Here is a 24,085-nt window from a genome sequence, read left to right on the forward strand (position 1 = left end):
GGCTTGAGGGTTGGAGAAGCAAGTTGTCCGCGAAGTCGGCCGCTCCTATACTGGCCTCCTCCGATGCGGCCGAGACTTTGGTCGGCCCTGCTTTCCGTCGGTCTCTTCGGCGCGATCGTCAGCGTCTTCCTCATCTCCTCCAGCGCGCGGCTCCCCCTCAAGACTCCATTCGTGACGAAGACGGAACGCGGCCGACCGCTTCTCGCCCCCCTGGTCCGGACCGCGGGACGAGCCGGCGCCCCCCACTACCAACTGGGACTCTTCTTGGCCTCCGTCACGACCCTGCTTGAACACCCCGAGATTCAGCTCTTCTTCTCCACCGGCTCCGGCAACACCCCGCGGGTTCGAGCGGAACTGCAGGTCGTGGGCACGCCGTGCCGCTATACCACCGAGGCGGGGGCAACGCTCGCCGATGGCGAGCCGCTCCCCCTTCTGCGTGGGCCGGAGTGTACGCCCTCTCCCCGGCAGCCGACGGGTCGGCTCGAGCTGGACGTCGAGTACGAGGGAGGCGCCGACCTCTCAATCTGGGCCTTTCCACCGCTACCTGATGTTCCCGCTCCCGGGGCCTTTCGCATCTCCGCCTCGACCCCGGTTGGCGAAGCGCCGCTCCTGCGTGGATTCTTTATCGACTATCCGCCGACCGCTCCTCGCATTCGCCTTCTGAACTACATGTGGCAGGTATCGCCCTCACCCTTGTGGCTCTGGCTGCTCCTGAGCCTGGCGGCCGCCCTGGGCGTGGGGGGGATCCTGGTCTTCCCCATGCACCCCTCGCCCCCAGAGGCCGGCCAGGTCCCGATCCGGCGAGCGCTTTTGGGCGGCCTGGGAGCATCTTTCCTGGCCGGCGCCCTGGGGCTGACCTACGCAGTCCTGGTCCCACCCTTGAGCGGCCCCGATGAGCCCTACCACCTGTTCGGCTTCGCCGAGCTGAACGAGGAAGCTGGGTTGCCGAGCGGGATCGTTCAATGGATGAGCGTGACCCATTTCCAGCGGATTCGAGCCCATCCCACGGAGCGGTTCCGAGCCATGGACATCGGCCACCCCCTCGACCTTGAGGATCCTGAGTTCAAGGCGACCGAGGTGGCCATGCGCAGCGCGAGCACCGCGCGGCTCTGGAGGGCGGCCGGTGGCCTTCTCCACGATCAGACGGCACCGCGGACGCTTCTGGTCGTCCGCCTGCTCAACGCGTCGCTGTTCGCGTTCATGGTTGGCCTGGGCACGAGCCTGGCCGTGGGGTGCTCCGCCGCCCCCTACCCGCAGCTCGTGTGCCTTCCTTTCCTGTTCGTTCCCGCTCTTCCTTTCTTTGCCATGCACTTCTCGGAAACGGCCCTCCTGACCTCAACCTACGTGCTGCTCGCGTCCAGCCTCGCGGTGCTGTTTCTGGACGGGCCGCGGGCTCACGCGGCGGGCTTCTCGCTAGGGCTGAGCACCGCCCTGATGCTCGCGGGCGGGAGGTCCCCGTGGCCCCTGGTGGCGGTAGTCGCCATGGCCCTCGGGGCTCGGGTCCTCCTCGGGTCCCTCCGGGAAAGGGGTGAAGTTTGGGCGGCGGGGGTCTTCTGGGCGGGCTTCGCCCTGGGAAGCGGCACCTTCTACCACATCTTGAGCAAGGTCTATCGCCCCATGCTGTTGCAGTTCACGGCCTACGCCCCCGCGGGATTGCGGCCGGTGGCGGTGTGGCTGGTGGAGCATCCCTGGGGCATCGCCGGCCTGGCCGCGCTGGCCGGGGCCGCGGAGGTGGGCTTCGCCCGTCTGCGGCGCGCGCTCCCGCAGGCTTGGGCACGCCCCGCGGGAACGGTCGTGCGGTGGGCGGCCCTCGCCCTGGCCGTCGCCGTCGGCCTCTCCCTTTTGGGCTCGCTCTTCCTCTCCTACCCCCAACTCGAGCTAGAGCCCCTGCAGCCGCTGTCCCGTCCTGCCTTTACGACCCGCATCCTGGCCACCATGGCCACGATGTTCCGGCTTCGAGATCCGAACTTCCTACTCCACTCAACCTTCTGGGCCGGCTTTGGCTGGCTGGACACCTTGCCGGATGCGACCTTCTTGTCCACCCTCGCCCTCCTGACCGCAGCCTGCTTGATCACTCTCCTGCTCCACCTGGCCCGGCATCGGGACATTCGACGCTTCTTCTGGCTTCTTGCGCTCGGGCTGGGCTCCGCGCTCGCGCTCGTCATCTACGCCCTGTCGATCTACGGTCTGCCCATGGCCCTGCAGGGGCGGTACCTGATCGGCTGGTATCTGCCCGTGCTCTCGGTGATCGGGTGCGGGGTGGTTCTGGCCGAGCCGCCGAAGGCAAGGAGTGCCCAGCATCCAGTGGCGATTCCGGACCGGATTTCAAGGCCGGCGGTTCTGCTTGCCCTCTGCGGCCTGGTTCACGCCTACTGTCTCTGTTTCATCCTCGGGCGGTACTTCTGACGAACTCTCAGTCGTCAGGGGAATGGCCGCGTGCGTTCGACTCCTGTTCGTGCTCGCCGGGTCCTATGTCCAACCTCCACCATGAGATCCGGAGGGGTGGTCCGTTTGCCCAACCGCCTTGAAACCTGATCGTGGCGACCTTGCCTCGCTGCCGAATCCGTCCCTCAAACAATGCCACGAGGTGGTTGGGGCTGATGGGCAGCTGGCTGATCCACAACCCGCTCCCCACTTGATCCGGAACAAAACGGTGCTGGAGCGTGGAACCCGAGGTCAGGGTGGTTTCCAGCCACATCTCTTCCTCCCTCAGTGCCAAGCGGCGCAACCAGGCCGCCCAGGGACGCTGGAGCTCCACCTCCGCTAGGGTGACGCCACCCGCGTCCGGGACCGGCGTCGAGTCACCCCAGGGAACGGTCACGGTCCCTAGGAATCGCCTCGACACCGACCGTGGGTTGGCTCGGGTAACGAGGATGAAAACCGTCCCTCCTGGGCTCAAGAGGTCATAGTGGCTGAGGATCGACAGCAGGGTGTGCGGCTCGTCCCAGAACATATGACGGCCGTCGATGCTTTGGAGCCCCGCCGTGAGGTGCCAAAGAAGGTATTGCGGCCGACGCGAAGAGTTGAAGAATGCCGCGTTCAGACGGTCGAGGGTCGGAAAAGCCAGGAAAGATGCCGGGGAGGGGCGATGGGCCCAGTTCAAATGGTTGGCGGCCACATAGCTGGCCTCCCAAGGGTAGACGTCCACCGTGGAATCTCCAAGAACCCCCCGCTCCGCTGCCGACAGCACGAGGGGCTCGAGCGCCCGGCTCGAGAGCTGGCCTAGAGATGCCCGGTACTGCGGCAGCCGAACCAGGGCTCTCAAACCCGTGACTCCAGGCAGATGGAGGGGCTGGGCCAGTGCCTTGGCGAGAGTCCGGACCGGAGTGTCCTTGTCAGCGGGGAGATGGAACCAGGCCGCGACCAGCGACACCACCGCCCCCACCAAGATGGGCGAGGCGCGCCACCTGCGCTCCGCGGTCAAGGAGTCGGTGAAAAGCACGGCTACGATGAAGAGGCCAAACAGGACAAGAAGTCGCCCGTGCACATCTGGGCGCACCAGCGAATGCTTCCAGGCAACGAACAGGGGCACTGCGCACCCAGCGAGGGAAAGGCGTGCGCGGCGGTGTCTCAGGAAGATGCACCATGCGCCGAGGAGAAGAAAGAACCCAAGGAAGCTTCCCGCCACAAGCTGCCATCCCTCGATCCCGCGGCTGGCGACGGAGGAATAGCCTGCGACCATCGACAAGCCCACGGCCAGGTAGGTCCCGAGGCCAGACAGCGAGCCGTAGCAGACTAGCCAGCCGGCGAGTAGGCCGAGGGTGGCACCACTGCTCGCCACCGCGATGCGGGTCAGGACCGACGAGGGCCTTCGCTGGAGCACGACGACTGTGGCCAGCGTCAGGAGAGCGCCCGGGCCGATCGTGAGCTTCAGGAGCAGGTAAAAGCCGGCAAGTACGCTCGCCATTCCAAATGCAATGAGCCCGCGTCGGCCTTTGCCGTGTAGTCCCAAGAGCAATAGGAGGAGGAATAGGGCAAACCAGCGGTACTCGTCCCAAAAAGCCAGATGAATGGCGTAGGTCAGGAACAACGCGGTCAGAATCCTTCTGGCCACGGAACCGGGTAAGGACCAGACATAGGCTGCCACGGCGGAGCCCAGCATGAGGACCAAGAGAGCCTGGGCCAGGAACCAAGAACGGGTAACGTCGCCAACGTCGACGGGGAAGAGCAACCAGCCGTACGGTCCGCGATCGGCAAGGAACTCCCTTCCCCAACGCTCGCCGTGCACAGCTGCGTAGTTGAGGGCAAATGCGTAGGAGTTGTCTAGACCGGGCTGCGGGTAAGAGACCGCCGCTCGGAAACCCATGAGGACGCTTCCTACGACGGTCAGGGCGAAAAGCAGTGGCGAGCCTGCCCTTTGCTCTAAGTCCCCGCGGGGAAGAGCTGAGTCCGGAGACTCTTCGGGTGCGGTTGCATTTGCTGACATTGACTGGCCGCGCGCGCAGGATAGCGGCCCAGCGAGGGAAGGGCAACAGAGTGAAGACTTTGGGCAGTTGGTGTCGGGCTACGGTGCAGGAGGCTTGAGGAGCCAGTAAGATTGGCTACCCCTTATGCGAGCGCACGTGTCGCCTTGCTAGTACGGTGACGACAGGTTCAGTGGAAAACGCGACCTTTGTCTCGTTCGATGGCGGCGTTTCGGTTCGGTCGTCGTATTGCCGTCCCGATAGCTATCGCATGATTGAGGACCACGGCGACCGGGCTCATTGCATTGCCCGGGGTGGTGGTTACTCGTATGCGGCGGCGAGCTTCGGCGCCGGCAGCCTCGTCCTGGACATGACGGGTCTCAACCGCGTGCTCCGGTTCGACCCCTCCACTCGGCTCATCGAAGTGGAGGCGGGCATGACGCTTGGCGACCTGTTCGCCGTTACCGCACCCCGGGGTCTATGGCTTCCCGTCCAGCCCGGGTACCCGGACATCACGATCGGAGGCTGCATCGCCGCCAACGTGCACGGGAAGAACCCGCATCGCGAAGGTACGTTCGGCCAATCGGTAGCGTCCCTGAACCTCTATCATCCGCAGCGCGGCGCGGTCCGGATCGACCGGGAAAGCGAGGCCGAGCTCTTCGAGCTGACCTGCGGCGGATACGGACTCACGGGAGTCATCCTCGCGGCGACCCTCCGATTGGAGCCGCTTCCGGGGCACGTGGCTTCCGTTTCCCGGACTCCTATCGACGGCCTCGCGGAGGGCTTGGAGCGGGTGCGTGCCCTGACCGAAGAGAGCGCCTTCGCATATACCTGGCACGAGGGGACACCCTCGCCCCGCGCGTTCGGCCGCGGCTTCGTGTTTCAGGGACGCATCGCCCCCGGCCCGCCCCCGCCCGTAGCCGTCCCCCCCTATCGGAGGCTCGTAGCCAAAAGCCGTGGGCGCCTGCCCATCTCCGTGTGGGGGCGGCGCACGACGTGGCTCCTGGCGGGAGGCTTTCGACGGCTGGAGGCCATGAAGCCGGACCTCACGGAAATGCCGCTCTTTGACGCCATGTTCCCGTTCGCGCGCCGCGGAGTGTACTTCCTGCTCTATGGGCGACGGGGCCTGGCGGAGTACCAGGCGCTCGTGCCATTGCGTGCCGTCGCCGCGTTCCTCCAAGAGCTCGAGAGAGAGGTTCTGCGGAAACGGGCCCCCTTGGTGATGCTCTCGATGAAGCTGTTCCGGGGGGACCAACGCTTCCTGCGCTTCGAGGGAGACGGCATCTGCTTCACCGCGGACCTGGTGCGCTCCCCGGCCGGCCTGGGCTTCCTCCCGGTCCTGGATCGTCTGACCATCGCCGCCGGGGGCATCCCCAACATCATCAAGGACTCGCGCCTGCCCATCGCCGTGGTTCGCCAGTGCTATCCCCAATTAGAACGCTTTCGCGAGAAGCTGCGCGCCTACGACCCCGAGCGGCGCTTTCGCTCGGAGCTATCGGAGAGGCTGGAGCTGTGACCCCAGTAGCGGTCGGGGAGCGCGCAGGGCAGGGCTGCGCCCTGGCGCGGCTGACGGCCCGGGCAGAACCTGGCGACCGGGCGCTTTGCAGGCCGGTGGGCGCTGCCGTCCGGCGCCCATCCCGGCTCGTCTTCGGGCGCCTGAGGTCCTGAGGAGTATGGCGGAGTCGATCAGCCTGTGCTTTCCGGTCTACAAGGACGAGCGCACCGTCCATCTGGTGGCGGAGAAGGCCCTCCGATTCCTGTCTTCCCTGGAAGGCGAATACGAGATCATCATCGTGGATGACGGGTCGCCGGACCGCTCGGGAGAGGTCGCGGACGAGCTGGCCCGAGAGAACCCCTGCATCCGGGTGATACACCACGAATCCAACGCGGGCTACGGGGCCGCCGTCCGCTCCGCCATCGCGGCCAGCCGGTTCGAGTTCATATGCATGACGGATGGCGATGATCAATACGAAGTCGAGGACTTCCGGAAGCTTCTGAAACTCAAAGACCGCTATGATTTGATCATCACTTTCCGCTACAAGAAAATCTACTCCAGCCTGCGTATCTTCGTCTCCTGGGTCTACAACCGAGTCCTCCGTCTGCTCTTCCGAACCCCTTTTAGGGACGTCTCCACCGGACTGCGCATGGTTCGCCGCTCGGTGCTGGAGGACATTGTGCTCGAGGCCGATAGCCCGTTCATCGGAGCGGAATTGGCGATCAAGGCCATGCTGAAGGGCTACCGGGTCGGAGAGGTCGGCATCCAGACCTTCCCCCGGCAGTTCGGCTCTGGCAGCTCGACCTCTTTTCCCAACATCCTCGCTACCATGGCCGACATGTGGAAGATCTACCGCAAGGTCTTCTCAGACGCCTATGACCTTCCCACCGGGCGGCCGCGCACCTAGCGCGCATGGCGCACCTTTTGGCCTGGGCGGATCCTCGGTCGACGGGTCTTGACTGCGGGTCGGAGCTCCACGGCCCCGGAGCGCTCTGGACCATCGGCGAGAGGGTTGGGGCCGATCAAGGGCAAGGCTGATTTGCCTCTGGGTTTGTCCAAGCCAGTGCGCACGTCCCTGCTCCTGGCGACCGGCGTCTTGATTCCGGGGCTTCCCCTCTACCACTCCTACTCCCGGCTCCAGCTCGAGTGGGCGGACATTGGCAGCATCTACGACATGCTGCGGAATGTGGTTGAAGTCGGATATCTCCGCTACTACGAGACGGGTGCTGACTACCTTCAAATTCATTTCACCCCCTTCCTCTTCCCGCTCGCCTGGCTCATCCGACCCCTTCCCTACCTCCTCTTCCTGCTCGCTCTGCACGCGGTGGCCTTGGTCGCAGGGGCTTATGCGCTGTTCCTGATCTCCCTAAACGTGACCCGATCGGAGACGGTCTCCATCCTGATGTTTTTCATGTTCTTGGCCAGCCCCTATTCCATGGCCGCCGTCCTGTACCCGCACTACAACATCTTCATGGTCCCGGCCCTGCTGTTCTTCTACTATTTCTTGTTGCGGGGATGGCCGGTGGCGAGCACGGCCTGTCTCTTGCTCGCCCTCTCGATCAAGGAGGACGTCTGGGTGTACGCCCTTTGCTTGCTGCTGACGCAAATCGGCAGCGCCAAGAGTCGAGTCATCGCCTGGCAAGCCGCCGTCACCGTTGCCTACTTTCTTCTGGGCACGCAATGGCTTTGGCCGCATCTTCTTCCCGACCGGCAGGACGTGTTTCTGCAATGCTTCGCTCAGGGCGGCTCCAAGGTGGGGGTTGGGCTTTACCTCCTGGGGCACCCTCTCGCCACTGCTGAAAAGCTCTGGACGGGTCCGGGTCTTGGGTTTTTCTCCACCCTGTTGTTCGTGCCGTTCCTTGCCCCGCTCAAGGCCCTCTGCGTTCTACCTCCGACGTACCTGTGGCTGAATTCAACGAGTCCCGAGAGGAGTTCGCTCGCATTCAACAACGGGATACCGAGTCTTGTGCTTTTTACCGCGATACTGCCCTACGGACTGCGGACCCTTGAGAAAGGCGTCGCGTGGATCCTGGGTCGGCTTGGGATCGGCCCCGGGCTCAACGAGCGCTGGCCGCGACGGGCTCTTATCCTGGCGGGCGCAATGCTCCTGGGGGCGAGCGTTCTCGGCAATCTGAACCTTCCCGTGGGGCTCGAGAAGAGCCCGAATCTGCGCACGGCCTACTTAGATCCCGAGCGCAGGGGCGACGGTGCTCGAGACCACTACAAGGTCGGGTGGGACATCCTCGAGCACCGCCTGAGGCCGAACACAAGTGTCATCACGGACTTCACCCTGGCTACTTATACCCGCGAACGACACCAAACCTACGGGTTTCATCGAGACTGGCCCACACTCAAGGAGGGGACGCTGCGGCCGGACTATGTCCTGTATCATCTCAAGCCTCTGCAACCGGCCGTTGGGCCCCGACGGATGCGGGCGATTCACGAATGGATGCTCGCCAATCGTGATTACCGGCTGGTCTACAACAGAGCTGAGTACTACTTGTTCGAGCGGGCGGGAGAGGGCGGCTGATCTCAAGGGCAGGCGGGATGGTCAGGCTCGGGCCGGCCGCAGGGCCGCGGGGCGCCCCCGTCCCTGGCCCCCCGACGGCAGAACCGTCATGAATTCCGGCTCTTTGGATCCCCTTGCGGCCGAGCAGACTATGGGCCTCAACGCCGAGGCCTTGGCCGCCGCCCAAAACCTCTGGAGCTGGAACCTGGGGGTCTTCCCCCTCCAGCCGGGGCGGCGGATTCTGGACGTGGGCTGCGGCCCGTGCCTCTACTGGCGAGAGATCGTCCGGCTGCGCCCGGCCCTCTACCTAGCCGCCGACCTCAGCGAAGCCTTCTTGGCGGAGGCCCAGCGACGGCTCGAAGGGCAGGTGCCGGTTGAGACGCGCCGGCTCGATCTGATCCAATGGGAGCCCGATGCCTGGTGGGCGGACAAGGAGCTGGACGACGCCTTCTGCTTCGACGTCCTCGAGCACATCGAGGACGATGCCCTGGCTGCCCGCAAGCTGGCCCTGCTCCTCCGGTTGGCTCGGGTCCAGAGGCTTTTCGTGCGCGTTCCGGCGCTGCCCTGGATCTATGGTCGGAATGACGCCGCCATCGGACACTACCGGCGCTACTCGAGAAGCGGGCTGCGGAAGCTTCTCGAGGGGGCGGGCCTTCGTCCCCTCAAAATCCGCTTCCACAATGCGGCCGGTATTTTTCCCTGGTTCGTGGTCGGGCGCCTTGCCCGTCGCGCCCAGGCGGTGAGCGCGGCGGAGGGGCGGCTCTTCGACGCCCTGGTTCCCGCCCTTCGGCTGGCCGAGAGGCTCGTCCCTCCGCCCATAGGGCTCTCCCTCTACGCCGTCTGCTCGGTGGCCCCGCCGGGAGGCGAGAAACAGGAGTCGGCCCCGTGAGGCTGGCCCTGCTCGGAGGAGAGCCGGCGTTCGCGCGCCCGCTGGCGGTGGGCGTCCCGATCCTGGAGGCGGACACCCGCGAACGCTACTACCGCCTGATGGCGGGTGCCTTCGAGCGGAATTGGCTAACGAACGATGGCCCTCTCGTGCGGCAGCTCGAAGACGAGCTGGCCCGGCTCCACGCGGTCCGGCACTGCGCCCTCGTCTGCAACGCCACCATGGCCCAGGTCCTGCTCCTGCGCGCCCTGGAACTCCACGGCGAGGTCGTCCTCCCTTCCTTTACTTTTGCGGCCACCGCCCACGCCTGCGCCTGGCAGGGCCTGACCCCGGTCTTTTGCGACATCTCTCCCGACTCACTGATGGCGGGGCCGGCCGAGGTGGAGAGGGCAATAACCAGCGGGACCCGCGCCGTGATCGGCGTTCATCTGTTCGGCAATGTGTGCGACACGGCCGGCCTGGCCGAGACTTGCGCCCGCCGGGGGCTCACCCTCTTCTTCGATGCGGCGCACGCATTCGGTTGTACCCTCGGCGACACGCCGATCGGAGGCTCCGGCCGGGCGGAGATCCTGAGCTTCCACGCCACCAAGGCTTTCAGCACCTTCGAGGGCGGCGCGGTCCTGACCAACGATTCCGACCTGGACGCCCGAATCCGCGCTTTGCGCAACTTCGGGTTCCGCGGCTATGACGATGTGGCCTGGCTCGGCCTGAACGGAAAGCTATCGGAATCGGGGGCCGCCCTTGGGCTGGCCTCGCTGCCGGCGGTCGAGGGGCGCCGGAGGCGGTACCAAGCGATCTACGAGGCCTATCGGGACGGCCTCGCGGACATCCCCGGGGTGAGGGTCCTTCCCGTGGGCCAGCGGGGACGTTCCAACTACCACTATGTGCCCGTTCTCATCGAGGGCGCTGCCTTCGGGCTGCCCCGCGATCTCCTCTACCGGTTGCTGTGGGCCGAGAATGTCCTGGTGCGGCGATACTTCTATCCCGGCCTCCACCGGATGGCCGCCTATGCCGGGACGACCCCCGGGGTATCGCTGCCCGCCACCGAGGAGGTTGCGGACCGGATCCTGTGCCTCCCCTCAGGCTTCGAGGAACCCGTCCCGACGGTCGAGAGGATCGTGGGGCTCTTTCGTGAAGCGCGGGCCCGAGTCGCGGAGCTGCGCCAACTGGAGCCAGCCCGCCCATGAAGGCTCTCGTTCTCGGGGGCGGGCCGGCGGGACTGTGCGCGGCCTGGAACCTGGCCCAGGACGGCCACCGGGTGCTCGTGCTCGAAAGGGAGCCGGTCTGGGGCGGTTTGTCCATCACCTTCGAGCGTCAAGGCTACAAGTACGATCTGGGCCCCCACAACATCCACTCACGCCGCGAGAGCGTCCTCCGTTTCCTGGCCGGCGTCCTCGGGGACCGCTTCCTCACCTACTACCCGGTCCTGCAGATCTATTTCCGCGGCCGGCGCATTGGCTACCCCCTCGTCGGTCTCGAGGTCCTGGGCGCCATCCCGCTCCTTACCGCGCTTGGCTGCGGGGCGAGTTTTGTCGGCAACCGCGGCTTGAGCGTCTTCTCGAGGGGCTACCGCGACGACGGCAGCTATGAGACTTGGGTCGTGAACCGGTTCGGCCGCCGCTTCTACGACATCTTCTTCGGGCCCTACTCGGCGAAGGTTTGGGGCATTCCCCCCCGGGAGCTCTCGGACGTCGTGGCCAAGAAGCGCATTGCCGTGAGAAGCATCGGCGAATTGATCCGCTCCATCCTGGTCAGGCAGGAGTCGTACCATCCCGAGAATGCGCGCCTGATCAAGAACCACTACCCCGCGGGCGGGGTGGGCGAGATCTCGGATTTCTTCGCGCGCGGCATTCGGGCTGCGGGCGGCGAGATCCGCACCAACTGCCTCGTGGACCGCCTCGTTCTGGAGGGGGGCTCGATCCGAACCGTCTCCTGGACCACGGGTGGTCGGCGGGAGAGCTTGGACTTATCGGACGGGGGGGAGGCCTGGCAGGTGCTCTCCACGGCCCCCCTGAACGATCTGGTGAAGATGGTCGAGGGCCCGGTGGCGGACCCGGTGCGGCAGGCCGCGTCGGAGCTGGACTTTACCTCCGAGGTCCTCCTCTACCTGAACTTGGACGGGCCGAGCGCCTTCGGCGTCCACCTCCTCTACTTCAGCGAGTCGGAGTTCCCCTTCAACCGGATCTACGACATCGGCCTCTTCAGCCGAGAGATGGTCCCCGCGGGCAAGAGCGCTCTGTGCATAGAGCTGACCTGTTCCCAAAGCGACGCCCTATGGACGATGGAGGCCCCCGAGGTTTTTGCGCTCTGCATGCCCTCTCTGGAGCGGCACCACCTGCTGGACCGCGCCCGCGTGGAGGACTGCCACATCCGCCGGCTCGAGCACGCTTACCCCCGCTTCCGAGTCGGATACCAAAAGAGGGTCCAGTCGATCCTGGATTTCGTGGACGGGGTCGAGAACCTCACGACCTTCGGCCGGCAGGGCCTGTTTGCGTACGCGAACGTCGACGACGCGATCTGGATGGGTTTCGAGATCGCCAAGAGCCTTCCCTACCGGAAACGGATGCCGTTGCCGCTCAAGGAACTCCTCCCGACCTACATCGATTTCTGACCGCAGCTCTCCCCAGGGTGGAGGGACGACGGAGGTGTCCGACCCTGGCTTCCGGCGCAGAGAGGGCGCGGCTTAGAGGTAAGGATCGTCGACGGCGCGGCCACGGATGATCTGCGCTGGCGCTCCGAAAGCCACCACCTCGGGGGGGATGTCCTGCATGACCAACGCGCCGGCGCCCACGACCGTGTGTGCCCCGATCCTGAGGTTGTGCACGACCCTGGCCCCTAGGCCCACCGCCGCGCAGGTCCCGAGGCGTACGCGCCCCCCCGTGACCGCGCCAGGGGCGAGACTGGAATAGTCCTCCATGACGCCATCGTGATCCAGGGAGGCGAGGGTGTTGACGATGCACCCCTTCCCGATCCGGGACCCGCTCACCACGACGGCCCCGGCCATGATCACGGTCCCGGGCTCGATGGTGACGTCGCCGGCGACGGTGGCTGCGGGATGGACGGAGGACACGAACACGAAGCTGGGGACCAACGCCTGCACCCGCTCCATGGCCGCTCGACGCTGCCAGTTGTCACCGATGGCGACGAACCCGAGCGTGGTGCCTTGCTCCCGGCAGAGGGCGGGCAGGTCCGATTCTTGCCCGAGCACCTGCGACCCCAGGCCCGGGGTCCCCTTCGGCTGCGAGGAGTCGATCAGGCCCACGACGTGGTAACGCCCCTCGGAGCGAATGACGTCGAGAACCGACCGGGCGTGACCCCCCGCGCCGATCACGAGAACCCGCTCCTTAGTTCCCATGCTGCCGTCCCTCGTCTTCGTGCTTCGGGGAGTCACGGTCCGGGGGCCGCGGCGCCGGCTCCCCGACGCCCCCGCCGGGAACCTCGCGCGCGGAAAAGAGGGGCTCAATCAGGGGGCAATCCTGGAGCAGAGTACTTTCGCCAAGAGGCTGCGGTCAAGCAGAGAGGGGCAGAGAGGGGTAGGGGGTCAGCGCCCCGACAAAATCCGCCCTTCCATGCCCCTTCCCGCTTCCAAGGGCATTCTCATTTGCTTCGACGGTAGAGGGCGGCAGAGAGTGGATGGTTGCGGTCGCGTGGCTTCCGGACACAGAGTAGGTGTCGGCGGTGCCGAGAAAGCGACCATGAATTCCAGGCGCATCGTTGGTTTGCTGGCCATCATCGTGATCGGTCTCGGCGGTGTCTCCCTGTGGCTCGGGCAGGACATGAACTGGGACCTGCTGAACTACCATTACTACGACGGCTACGCGTTCCTCCATGACCGCCTCGACCGCGACATCGTGCCCGCGGGCATCCAGACCTACCAGCCTCCGCTCCTCCACGCTTTCCACTATCTCGGCATCGCCCACCTGCCGCCGCGCGTGTTTGGCTTCCTGCTCGGCGTTCTCCACGGCCTGAACGTACCTCTTCTATTCCTGCTTGGATGGACCGTGCTGTCCTCCGCGGAGCCGCGGCAGGCAAGGACAATCGCCCTCGCCGCCGCCGTGCTGGGGGGAATGGGGCCGGCCGCGGTCTCGATGTTGGGCACGAGCTTTGGGGACAACCTGGTGACCCTCCCCGCCTTGCTGGCGCTCCTGATCGTGTTGGGGCAGATCGAAGACCGCACCGGCCGCCAACCCCATCTCTGGGCTCTGCTGGGAGCGGGGCTTCTGGCCGGCGTCGCCAGCGGGCTCAAACTGACGATGGGTGTGTTCCACGTGGCTCTGCTCGCGGCCGCGGTCGGGTGGCTGCCAAGGCGCGAGAAGGGCTGGGCCGGGATCGGCCTCATCGGGCTCGGTAGCCTTCTCGGTTTTGCGCCCACCGGCGGATTCTGGGCCTGGAGGATGTTCCGTCTCCTGGGCAATCCCGTGTTCCCTTTTGCCAACGCGCTGTTTCGCTCCGATTTCTACGCGCCCGAGAACTTCGGGAGCACCATCTACGTCTCCCGGACGCCCTACGATCTCCTCCGCCCCGCCCTGGACACCGCCCTCGGCCGGGCCGAGCGCCTCCAGGAGATCGGGCTGCGTGACGGCCGCCTTCTGCTGGTGTTGGTCGTGGCGTTGCTCTCTCTGGCTCTCCTGGTGGTGGGCTCTGTCCGGCGCCGGTCGGACCAGACCGCGCCGGTGTCGCTCGGGCCGGGGGAGAAGGCCTTCCTGTTTTACTGGTTCACGGCCTATCTGCTATGGGCCCAGTTCCTGCCCTACTATCGGTATTTCACCCTTCTCGAGTTCACGGCGCCGCTCGTGGCCTTCCTCCTCCTGCGCCGTCTCGTCCCCGGGAGGCATTTGTCGCGAGTTGTGCTGGTTGCGGCTCTGGTCCTGGCCGCGACCACGCGTACAGGCTCCTGGGGCCGCTGGCGGTGGCAGGATCAGTGGCTGGAACTGCCGGTCCCGCCGCTCGGTCTGCAGCCGGACAGCATGATTCTCCTTGTGGGCCAGCCCATCTCGTACGCGATCCCGTCGTTTCGGGAAGATGCGCGCTTCGTCCACCTTACCGCCGTGGACGCCTTCGGAGCGGGGGCGAGATGGAAGCAGCGGATCTCGGAGGCCGTCTCTGCGCACCGGGGGCCCTTCCTGCTCCTGTCGAACTTCGAGTACTCCCGCGCAGAGGGGGAAGCGCGGGCGCGGGAGTTCGGCTTGCAAGCGACCCCCGAGTGCGAACCGATCCGGCGTGATCCTTTGCGCTTACGGCTGTGCGCCCTCGCGCGACCGGCGGGGAACGTCTTGGGTGCGCCCTGAGCCCGCTCACGATCGTCGCCGGGTACCGCTCTCAATGCTCTCCCGACTGACAGCCTCGTGCACGGCTTGATAAGCTGCTCCCGGACGGTCCACCCCTCGGTACGGCTTTGAATCAGCAAGAGCAGCAACCTACCACCGGCGACACCGCGCCACCGACCTCGCGCCCACGCTCCATCCGGTACCTTCCGGCCTCGGCCGAGGCCGCGGCGGGCCTGATGGCGGTGGCCGCCATCCTCACGCTCGGCTGGGCGACGCTCACTCTCTACGGAGCCTTGGCAGGTGGGGGTCCGATCGTGGTGGACCCCGCGGTCACGCCATTCTTCGGCCCCCACCACATCAACGCGTATTTTTCGCGGATCATCGGTCTCTACGACGCCCGCGGGCAGACCCTCGCCCACCTCGTAATGGTGCTGGCGATCGCCGGGGTGGTCGCGTTCTCTCGGCTCGGCCCGACCCGGGTCATTCCCCTGGGCCGTCGGCTTCGGCGCGGCTGGCTCGCTGCCGCCATCTGCCTTTGCGGGGCTGCCGCCCTCTACTTCGGGACAACGCACCGCCCGATCGCATATGTGGCGGGTGCGGTTTTGTTCCTCCTCGGCCTCGCGGTTGCTCCTCTCCGACGCGGGATCGGGAATCGGGCCTTGGCGGGGGCGGCGGTCTTGGCCCTGGCCGCGGTCACCCTACCGGGGTTCTTCTTACGGCCCGACCTCTCGCACATTACTTGGTGGGAGGTCTGTTTCAGCCAAGCCCACTACGTGCTGGCGATCGCGCCCAGTGATCTTCTGGCCGCGGGTCGGATCCTCCTGGAGGACGTGCAGCCGGTTTATGGGCTGGCCCTTCCCGTCTTGGGCGCGGCCCTGGAGCGGGCTTTGGGCCCCCTGAGCCTCGGCGGCTGGGTCCATCTGCTCCAGGGCTTGCAGGCCGTTTACTTGTTCCTCGCCGCCTTCCTTTTCTGGAGGCACGCGCGGGGCCGGTGGGGGATGGTCCTCTTCGCCTTCGCGATGGTCTTCCCTTGGTACCACTTCAACCATCGCGGCCTCTTCTATCCCAACCAGACTCCCTGGCGGACGATGGCCATCCCCTTGGCCGTGCTGGCCGTCTACTTCGTCCGCGACCAGGGCCTCCGTGTCGCCGCTTTGATCCTGGGCGGGACGAGCGGCGCTGCTGTGCTCTTCAACCCCGAGAGCGGGGTGGCGGTGATGGCGGGCAGTCTGGCCTATCTCGCCTTTCGCTATCGCCTGCCTGGCCCCGGGGGCCTCCTCGCCGGCATTCTCTTCCCGGCGGGAGCCCTGGGTTCGGGTTTGCTCGGCGCCGCGCTTGCTCGAATCGCGCTCGGCTATTGGGTGGATGTGAGCCGTCTGCTGGAAACGTGGCGAACGGCATTCCTGGCCGCCTCCGGCGGATTTGATGGCCGGCCCCTCAGCAGCGACCCCTGGCCCGTTCTCATCTTCGCCCACGCCGCGTTCGTGCTCATCCACGGCGCGCTCCGGCGGGAGTCCGGATTCGCGCCCAGCTTCCGGGCCTTCTTGGCCACGACCCTCCTGGTCTGGTTCGCCTACTATGCCAATCGGCCGCACCCCTGGAATCTTTCCAGCTTCTACCTCCTCTACGGCTTCCTGCTCATCGACAGCCTGCGCTACGTGCAGCTGAATCTCCGCCGTCGGCGGGTGGACGACGTCGTTGTATCTACCGTCGCCGCCCTCCTCCTCATCGCCCTCCCCAATCTGTACCAAATGGCGGCCAAGGGAGCGCAGCAGGTCGCAGCGGGGATCGCGAGGGCGGGGCGAAAGGGCGGGGGCGAGGGAGGCCGCTTGGTGAGCGGCGTGTACCTTCCCGAGCCGGGGGCGACGGAGCTGCTGCAGAAGGCGGCCTTTATCCGTTCCCGAGCTGGCTCGGGGCCGCCGGTCTACCTCACCTCCGACTCCTATCTCGTGCCAAAGGTCGCGGGCGTCTTCCCGCCCCTGCCCGCGATCGACGCTTGTTGGGAGATCATCACCCGGCAGGACTACCAGGAGCTTCTGGCGGGGCTGACCCGGCCCGGCCACGATGTCGTCTACTTCGACGCCCCCGGCACGCTGGCCCACGACAACACGACGTGCTGGGAGTTCTATGCCCGGATCCGCCTGGACCTGGGGGCGCAATTTGAAAGGGGCGGCGTCGAGCAAGGATGGGAAGTCTGGCGGCGGCGCGGGCCTTGAGTCCGTGCCTGCCCCCCGCCCCCCCTATCCCGCCTGGGTGGTCACGTCTCGCCCTCACCCTGGGTCTCTGACAGAATCACCGTGCGGGAGGACCTCCTCTCCTTCGACGCGAGGCTTGTGATCTTCACAGGTACTTTTCGTGCCCGGGCTGTCCCCGCGCTTCTCCTGGTGGGGGGGGCCGGTCTAGGGTTGCGCTTCTGGGTGGCAAGCCACTCCATCGGAAGCGATGACGTGACCCTCTGGCTCGACCATGCGCGGCTCGTGAGGGACCACGGGGTGGGGTACGCCCTCGAGCACAGCGAGGCCTACAATCACCCCCCCTTGATGGGGTATTGGGCGGCGGTCGCGAGCGAGGTCTCGCGTGAACGGCTTCGGACGTTTGCGATCCTGATCAAGCTTCCCGGCCTGCTGGCCGAGCTCGGGACCGCCGCTCTTCTGTACCGCATCGGCCGTGCCCATCGTGGGCCTCGGGGCGGCGCGCTCGCGGTGGCCACCTACGGCTGGGCCCTGTGTGCGATCCTGGTGAGCGGGTTCCACGGCAATACGGACGCCCTCTACGCGTTCTTTTGTCTTCTTGCCGCCTACTACGCGTCCGAACCGCGCCGTTTCTTCAGGTGCGGCCTGGCCCTGGCCGCCGCTCTGAACGTCAAGCTCCTGCCCCTCCTCCTGATCCCTCCCCTTGCCGCCCAGTGTCGATCGGTCCGCGACCTTCAGCGGTTCCTCGGGGGCCTTTCGGTGGCGATGATCCCGTTCTTGCCGTTCGTCTTCACCGTGGGCCCGAGCCTGTATCGAAACATGCTGGCCTACAACTCCAATCAGGACAACTGGGGCCTGGTCGCCTTTCTGAACGCTTCCTATGCGACGGCGGCTTTCGGTGACTTGGCGCGCTCCTTGGGCGCCATCTACTTCCCCCTCGCTCGCTATCTGATCCTGCTCGCCATCGCGGTCGTGAGCCTGCGGGGGTGGCGGGTTGGGGAGTCCGCCTACCAGCTGTGCACGCTCTCTTTCGTCATCTTTCTCGTACTGACGCCGGGCTTTGGCGTGCAATACACGATCATGGTTGCTCCGCTGCTCTGCGCGGTCAGCCTGGGGCGGGGGGCGGTCTACGCTTCGCTAGCCGGAGTGTTCATCGGGAGCGTGTATCTGTATTTCAAGCTGCCCGGGAGTCCTTGGCAGTCGAACTTCTGGTCGCTCTTCCCACGGGCCTGCGCGCTCGTAGGGATGCTCGCGTGGGGGTACCTGGCGGATACCGGCATCCGACTCGGCTGGGACCTCTTTTGGCGGAACCCCGGAGGTGACCCTGGGCCTGGGCGCGCTCAACCGAGTTGAGCGGGTGGCGCGCTCAGAGAAAGACCGAGGGAGCCCGCCCCTTAGGGCGTTTGTTCCCGGCCGCCGAGAAGAGCGCCTCCCTGGGCGCTCAGGTTCAGGGGCGCCCCGGGTCGCCCCCGAAATGCGGCGGCGAGGGGGCAGGGAGGGCCCCCGCCTGAAAGAGCCTGAGCTCGTGCCGATAGACGCGGTCGACGCCGACGGCGAGGCCGGTGGCGGCGGGCCGGGGCTCGTCGCTCCACACCCGGGACCGGAATTGCAGCCGCGCCGGTTGCTGCGCGTGCACGGGATGGAGTCCGGAGACGACCCTCAGCTGCCGCTTGGCCAGGCGGCGGAATACACCCAGGAGCGTGGCGATCGTCGTCTCCTGCTCGGAGGCGCAGATCTTGAGGACGTGGCGGGCCCCCGAAGCGGCCGCCGCCTCGGTGCCCAGCCGCTCCATCCAGCGGACGAGAGAGGGGGCCGCGTCCTCCACGTAGACGTAGTCCCGGATCGTGTCCAGGGGAACGTAGATGTGGACGGGCTGGTGGTGGATGAGGCAGCGGCTCATCTGGGAGATCAGGCCTTTGGGCTTTCCCATCCTTTGGCCGGGTCCGTAGAGATTCGAGATGCGAGCCACGAGCGATGAGACCTGCGGATGCCGCGCCACCCACCGCTCGAGCGTCTGCTCCTGGTGGAGCTTGGCCAGGCCGTAAGGCGAGATCGGCCGGGGCGCGGAGGCTTCGTGGAGCGGCCGCTCGGGGCTTCCGGCATAGAGGCCTCCCGCCGAGCTGGCGAAGAAGAGGCGCCCCGGCCGATTGCTGGCCCCGGGGGCCGCTTTCAGCTCCTGTTCGAGCCGCTCCAGGAAGAGTTCCCAGGTCGCGGACTCGGTGTCGAGAGTGGTGGGGGAGGTGCCCACCACCCCCGCCCCCGCGCACCAGAGCACGCTCCACGTAGGGTAGGGACCCTCCCCGGCGGCAGCCACGAAAGCCCGGACGGCCGCTCCCAGCCGGACCTCCAGTTGGGCCCGGTCCTCCCAGGGCAGCGGGTCCGGCGGGGGACTCCAAGGCGCCAAGCCCGCGGCGGAGTGGACCGCGCGGGCCACGTGCGACCCCAGCAGCCCTCCGCTCCCCACCACCCAGGTGAGGGTGGTCACGACCGCGGTCGCTCCTCGCCCGAGGGGCGGGAGGCGATCAGGTAGGGCGGCTTGCCCATGGCCATCGATACCGCCACTCCGAGGTACTCCGCGATGATCCCGAGCGAGACCAGGATGAAGCCGGCGAAGAAGCAGACCACCACCACCATGGAGGTCCAGCCCTGCACCGGGATCTGGTGGTGCAGCCGACCCCAAAGGGCGACCCCGCTGATCCCGAAGGCGAGGAAGATGGATAGCAGCCCCAGGAGTCCGATCCAACGCAGGGGGCGTGTGCCGGAGGTGAGCACGAGCTGCCAGAAATGGCCGACCAGGCGCCGCGGGCTGTAGCCGGAGGGTCGGCCCCGCTCCCGCCGGAGGGCGACCGGGCAATGGCGCGCCTTCGCCACGACCCAGGAGAGGGCCACGTCGAGGTAGACGTTGGCCCCGCAATAGGCGGCCACCCCCCGCGCGATCTCACCCTCGATCAGGCGGAAGCTATTGAACGCGCCCAGCGCCCGATTCCCCAGCATGCGCACGAAGAACCATTTGGCAAAAGCGCTGGACTGGTTTCGGAACCAGCCATGGGGAGGCTCGTTTGTGGGTTGGGCGTAGACGAGCTGGGCCCCGTGCCCGAGCGCCTCGTCCAGGAGCTTGCCAATATCGGCCGGATCCTGCTGCCCGTCCTCGTCCAGGGTGGCCACCCAGTCCGATACCGTGCTCGCCATTCCCGCTAAGGTGGCGGGATGCTGTCCGAAGTTCCGCGACAGCCACAAAAGACGCACGAAGGGCGCCCGCGCGGCCAGGGCCCTCATGACCGTGGCCGAGTCGTCGATCGCGCCGTCGTGGACGAGGAGCACCTCGCTCACGCGGAACGCGCGCCCGGCGGGGGTCTTCGCGGAAGCGGTGAGGGGCTCGATCTCGGAAACCAGGGCCTCGATCGTGCGCGCGCCCTGATAGAGGGGCACCACCACCGAAATTTCGTGGACCACGTTCTCCGAGACCTCCGTTTCGCCCCCCCTCGGCATGGCACCGGCATCTTAGCAGAGCGGCTTCGGCGGGGGCGTCGCTTGATGTAGGCCTTGGACTCCAATATGTTTCGCGCTTGTGTCCTTGAGTGCGTCCAGCCCGGTCGAGCCCAAGATCACCGTCGTCTTCCTGCTGTACCACGCGGCCCGCGTGGTGCCCGCTCTGGTGGAGCTCCTGGCCCGCCAGACCCACCCCGAATTTCCCCGACAGTCCGACTGGCTGGACGCCCTCTTCATGGATGACGCCTCTTCCGATGACACCGCCCAGGTCCTAGCCCGATCACTCCAGGAGGCGGGAGCCCCGTCGCACTACCGCATGGTGCTCAATCCGGAGAACCTCGGGCTGGCGGGCACCCTGAACAAGGCGTTTGGACTCGCCCGCACGCCCTACGCCCTCACCTGCCATTTGGACTGCCGCTTCGGCCGGGACGACTACGTCGCGCGCATGCTCGGGCTCATGGAGGGGCATCCCCGCGCCGCCGCCATCACCGGCCAGCCCGCGGTGGCGGCGGACAGCGCCCTTCCCTTCGCGGAGAAGCTGAACCTCATTTGCAACCTGATGGACATCTTCCCGGCTTCCGAAGGCGAGGAGCTCGTGCCGGTGGGCTTCGCGGAAGGGCGCTGCGACGCTTTCCGCTTGGAGGCCCTGCGGGCGGTGGGCTTCTACGACACCACCCTCAGGGTGGCGGGCGAGGATCAGGTGCTGGCCGGGAAGCTGAGGAAGGCGGGCTATGAGATCTACCAGGCCCCGCAGCTCACCTACTACCTTTCGGTCTCGGGCGAGCAGGACACGGTGGGCAAGCTGGTCCGCCACCAGCGCCTCTTCGGCCGGGCCCATCCCTACATCCTCATCTTGAACCGCGAGAGCCGGGGGGGGGTGGTTGGGGAACGGGCCGGTATGAACCGGCAGTGGCGACTGCTTCTGCGGACCACCCAGGTCGCGTCCGCGGGGGTCTACCTCTTCGTCGCGGCCGCCCTCGTTCTCGGCTGGCCGGCCTGGTGGTGGGGAAGCGCGCTCGGTCTCCTGGCCCTCGCGAAGGGGGGGCTCTTCCTCCGCCATTTACGGGCGGTGCCCCTCGCCCCCCTCGAGCTTGGCGGCTTTGTGCTCCTGCAGCCCGTGCTGGACGCGTCCTACACCGTCGGCTTCGTCCAGGGCCTCTGGAGGGTGGCCCGGGGCACGGACGGTCGCGCCATCGACTGACGGCGGGGGCGTTACGCGGCTGATGGCCGCTAGGGAGCAGGCAGCGCCACCCCGCCCGCCCCCGCGCTCGCGTGGACATCCCCTAGCACGAGGTATCGTGGCGCCCAGTCTTCGTGAACGATGCCGATGAAATAGAGGTAGTCCGCCTCCGGGTCGGGCCCAGAGTCGCGGGCGGGAAGCTCAAGGCGATGCGGGCCCGGACGGAGGTCGGAGAAGAAAACGGCCCAGTTCGCCGAACGCCGGCCGTTCGCGAGGGCATTCCCGTCGAGGACGACCCGGGGGGCCCGATCGGCCAGCCTGCGTCCCCCGAGGATTGCGACGTGGGGCCCGGGGACGTCCACCTCGACGCGAATAGAGAGCGTGCCCGAACTCGAGTCAGCAGAGAGGAGGCGCGCCACGCCCGGCAGGGGGGGGGTGACCGTCCGCAGGAGCGCACTGCTGTCGGTCTCCGCCACCACCGGCCAGCCGTAGCGCCCGCTCGCCTCCTTCAGAGAGTTCGCGAAGGGTTTGGCGGGGGCCCCGGCCAGGCCGATGGAGTAGACGGGCAGGATCGCGGTCTTGAGCCGCGGGTCGCGTATCTCGAGCAGCCTCGGGTCTGGATCGAGGTCCTCCTCGCAGGCGCGGCGATTGAACTGAAGCTCGAAGTTCGGATAGCCGGGAAATAAGAAGCAGAAGAGCCCCATTCGATTGTGGTAGCGCTCCGGCCAGAGGATTCGTCGGTAGTCCGGGTTGAAGGCCTGGATGCGGGAATAGCTCATGAGCATGGCGGCCTGAGTCACCCCGCGTGGATAGTCCACTTCGGCGGGGGCCAAGATGCGAGAACCGGGCGAGCTGGCGGTAGTCTCCCGCACCGTGCGCAGGAAGGCGGCCCGCTCCGGCTCTCCGACGCGAAAGCTCACCCAGATCCGCTTTCCCACCGCAAACGTGCCCACGTCCAGGAGGCACACCGCACCCAGCCAGGCGCCCAGGGCCACGGCGATCGGTCGGGGGCCATGCCGCAGGCCCAGCGCGGCCAGGATGCCGAGCGGGAAGATCAGGTGGATCGCGAATCGGTAGGCGTGGTTGTTCCAATGCCAGAGGTGGTTGAAGGCGAGGAACAGAGTTGCCCCCAGCATCGCCAGGGCCCAGACCAGCACAGGCCGCTCGCGATAGCGGGGGTAGGCCAGGGCGGCCGCCAACGCGTAGGCCGTAAAGAAGAGCGCCAGGCCCGCGAGCCCGACCGCGGCCCGCTGAACCTCGGCGTCCTGCACCGCGGCCAGCACGCGGGCGTGCTGCGCCAGCTTCAGCAGGTAGGGCGCCGCCACCAGGCCGGCGGTCCCGTAGCTCCACAAGTAGAACGGCTTCTTGGAGTCGAAGGCGAAGGTGGCGACCAGAGCTCCCGTGCCCAGGACGATGAGGCTCATGATGGAGAGCAGGGGACAGGTTGCCACCAGGAACCCGAAGGCGGCCGCCACAAGGCCCAGGGCAACCAGCCAAATCCAGAAGCGGGGCTGCCGCGGCCGGTCGAGGCCGTTGCTCAGGACAAGGTAGACGAGCTGGACGAAGGCTGCGTTCACGAACGTGAGGGTATGGGTCTGGAACAGGAGGGCCAGGAGCGCCCCCGAAGCGATCGCCCGGGGCACGCTGAAATGCTGGTAGGCGAGATAGGTGAGGGCCAAGCAGGGCAGGAAGAGCACCCACCCGAGGCTCTGGGCCGTTCCCAGGGAAATGGTGTGAAAGGGGACGTGCAGGATGAAATTCAGGGGGAACCCGGAGCCGGGGTCCGGCCGGTCGAGGATGAAGGAGTTGCCTCCCAGAGAGATGAGGAGGCTAGCCCAGAACGCGACCCTCGAATCACGGACGACGGCCGCGATGGAGTAATAGTTCAGCAGCAAGAAGGCGAAGCCAAGCAAGGGGCCGTAGATCACGGCCTGAACGGTCATGGCCGGCCAGTGACCGACTTCACCGATGAGGTTGATCAGGGCATCGGAGAGGTAGTAGGTGTAAACGGGGAATTCCCCGGAAGAACCGTCGCTCAGGTAGTGATGCGGTGGCAGCACCCACCACTTCCCATATGTGATCTGAGAGACACCTTCGGGGTGGTTGAGCCAGATGGGCCAGTCCAAACCCCTCCGGGCGACGTCACCCAGCACCGGGCTGACGTAGAGCAATGCCACCAGGGTGGCGCAGCCAAGGACGGCCCAGGTGATCGAAGAGGGGCGCCTCACGTGACCGTAGCGTTCACCGGAGGGTCAGAAGCTCGCCCGCTCTTGCCGGAATCCGGGAGGCAGGGGGCCGAGTGGATGAAGTCCACGAAGGGGGGCAGACAAGCCACGGCCAGGAGTGAGTTCCCACCGGTGGGGCCGAGCCATTACTCGAACCGACCTCGACCCCGCTCGGCATTCTGTGGGCATCTTACCAGACCGGTCCCACGCGGGCGCCGCAGGGCACGGGCTGGGATGACGTCCTCGGTTCCTCGAGCCAGGGCGTCGCTCTCCGCGTTCCTCGAGCGGAGTGCCCTAGGAGCCGTCCCGACTGCGGGGCGCGGGTTGCCCTAGACACCCCCGGGGATGGCGAGCTCTAGCCTTTGCAACGGCTTCCAGTCTCTTATGCACCTTTCCCCGTTATCGACTCATTTGACAAGATCGCCGGGCAGGTCTAGCG

At 66.7% G+C, this 24,085-nt stretch carries 16 protein-coding genes; 11 read left to right on the forward strand and 5 right to left on the reverse strand.

Going from position 1 to position 24,085, the window contains the following annotated elements:
• Nucleotides 1-63 precede the first annotated feature (63 nt).
• Nucleotides 64-2,406, forward strand: a complete 2,343-nt coding sequence (locus tag VN461_22820) for a hypothetical protein (protein ID HXB57612.1) — start codon at nt 64-66, stop codon at nt 2,404-2,406.
• A 7-nt stretch (nt 2,407-2,413) separates the two neighbouring features.
• Here the strand turns inward: VN461_22820 and VN461_22825 are convergent, their stop codons facing one another.
• Nucleotides 2,414-4,306 carry a hypothetical protein gene (locus tag VN461_22825; GenBank protein ID HXB57613.1) on the reverse strand — a complete coding sequence of 631 codons (1,893 nt, stop codon included), beginning with the start codon at nt 4,304-4,306 and terminating at the stop codon, nt 2,414-2,416.
• A 368-nt stretch (nt 4,307-4,674) separates the two neighbouring features.
• Here VN461_22825 and VN461_22830 point away from each other — a divergent pair, with 368 nt between their 5' ends.
• The 6 genes from VN461_22830 to VN461_22855 all read left to right on the forward strand — a co-directional run bounded on the left by VN461_22830 (nt 4,675) and on the right by VN461_22855 (nt 11,904).
• Nucleotides 4,675-5,919 carry an FAD-binding oxidoreductase gene (locus VN461_22830; protein ID HXB57614.1) on the forward strand — a complete coding sequence of 415 codons (1,245 nt, stop codon included), beginning with the start codon at nt 4,675-4,677 and terminating at the stop codon, nt 5,917-5,919.
• A gap of 157 nt (nt 5,920-6,076) precedes the next feature.
• Complete coding sequence (locus VN461_22835) at nt 6,077-6,805, forward strand: glycosyltransferase family 2 protein (GenBank protein ID HXB57615.1); 729 nt, start codon at nt 6,077-6,079, stop codon at nt 6,803-6,805.
• A 144-nt stretch (nt 6,806-6,949) separates the two neighbouring features.
• Nucleotides 6,950-8,428 carry a DUF2079 domain-containing protein gene (locus VN461_22840; GenBank protein HXB57616.1) on the forward strand — a complete coding sequence of 493 codons (1,479 nt, stop codon included), beginning with the start codon at nt 6,950-6,952 and terminating at the stop codon, nt 8,426-8,428.
• An 88-nt stretch (nt 8,429-8,516) separates the two neighbouring features.
• The gene (locus VN461_22845) at nt 8,517-9,296 is read left to right on the forward strand and encodes a class I SAM-dependent methyltransferase (protein ID HXB57617.1); all 780 of its coding nucleotides are present in this window, start codon (nt 8,517-8,519) and stop codon (nt 9,294-9,296) included.
• Entirely contained in the window at nt 9,293-10,480 is a 1,188-nt protein-coding gene (locus tag VN461_22850; GenBank protein HXB57618.1) for a DegT/DnrJ/EryC1/StrS family aminotransferase, read from the forward strand. The genes VN461_22845 and VN461_22850 overlap by 4 nt, the downstream gene beginning before the upstream one ends.
• Complete coding sequence (locus VN461_22855) at nt 10,477-11,904, forward strand: FAD-dependent oxidoreductase (protein HXB57619.1); 1,428 nt, start codon at nt 10,477-10,479, stop codon at nt 11,902-11,904. Before VN461_22850 ends, VN461_22855 begins: the two co-directional genes overlap by 4 nt.
• Nucleotides 11,905-11,976: 72 nt before the next feature.
• Here the strand turns inward: VN461_22855 and VN461_22860 are convergent, their stop codons facing one another.
• Nucleotides 11,977-12,648: an acetyltransferase gene (locus VN461_22860; GenBank protein ID HXB57620.1), complete on the reverse strand. Its 672-nt coding sequence runs from the start codon at nt 12,646-12,648 to the stop codon at nt 11,977-11,979.
• A 340-nt stretch (nt 12,649-12,988) separates the two neighbouring features.
• On the opposite strand from VN461_22860, the gene VN461_22865 reads away from it, so the two are divergent.
• The 3 genes from VN461_22865 to VN461_22875 all read left to right on the forward strand — a co-directional run bounded on the left by VN461_22865 (nt 12,989) and on the right by VN461_22875 (nt 18,105).
• Complete coding sequence (locus VN461_22865; GenBank protein HXB57621.1) at nt 12,989-14,581, forward strand: hypothetical protein; 1,593 nt, start codon at nt 12,989-12,991, stop codon at nt 14,579-14,581.
• A 215-nt stretch (nt 14,582-14,796) separates the two neighbouring features.
• Nucleotides 14,797-16,776 carry a hypothetical protein gene (locus tag VN461_22870; GenBank protein ID HXB57622.1) on the forward strand — a complete coding sequence of 660 codons (1,980 nt, stop codon included), beginning with the start codon at nt 14,797-14,799 and terminating at the stop codon, nt 16,774-16,776.
• Nucleotides 16,777-16,857: 81 nt separating this feature from the next.
• Nucleotides 16,858-18,105: a hypothetical protein gene (locus VN461_22875; GenBank protein HXB57623.1), complete on the forward strand. Its 1,248-nt coding sequence runs from the start codon at nt 16,858-16,860 to the stop codon at nt 18,103-18,105.
• Between the two features lie 94 nt (nt 18,106-18,199).
• Here VN461_22875 and VN461_22880 read toward each other — a convergent pair whose 3' ends face one another.
• Both VN461_22880 and VN461_22885 read right to left on the reverse strand, forming a co-directional pair.
• Complete coding sequence (locus VN461_22880; protein ID HXB57624.1) at nt 18,200-19,237, reverse strand: NAD-dependent epimerase/dehydratase family protein; 1,038 nt, start codon at nt 19,235-19,237, stop codon at nt 18,200-18,202.
• Nucleotides 19,234-20,241, reverse strand: a complete 1,008-nt coding sequence (locus tag VN461_22885; protein ID HXB57625.1) for a glycosyltransferase — start codon at nt 20,239-20,241, stop codon at nt 19,234-19,236. The genes VN461_22880 and VN461_22885 overlap by 4 nt, the downstream gene beginning before the upstream one ends.
• Before the next feature lie 79 nt (nt 20,242-20,320).
• On the opposite strand from VN461_22885, the gene VN461_22890 reads away from it, so the two are divergent.
• Nucleotides 20,321-21,442: a glycosyltransferase gene (locus tag VN461_22890; protein HXB57626.1), complete on the forward strand. Its 1,122-nt coding sequence runs from the start codon at nt 20,321-20,323 to the stop codon at nt 21,440-21,442.
• Between the two features lie 29 nt (nt 21,443-21,471).
• Here VN461_22890 and VN461_22895 read toward each other — a convergent pair whose 3' ends face one another.
• The gene (locus tag VN461_22895; protein ID HXB57627.1) at nt 21,472-23,649 is read right to left on the reverse strand and encodes a hypothetical protein; all 2,178 of its coding nucleotides are present in this window, start codon (nt 23,647-23,649) and stop codon (nt 21,472-21,474) included.
• Between the last annotated feature and the right edge of the window lie 436 nt (nt 23,650-24,085).

It is taken from the genome of Vicinamibacteria bacterium (assembly GCA_035570235.1).
Taxonomy (GTDB): Bacteria; Acidobacteriota; Vicinamibacteria; order Fen-336; family Fen-336; genus DATMML01.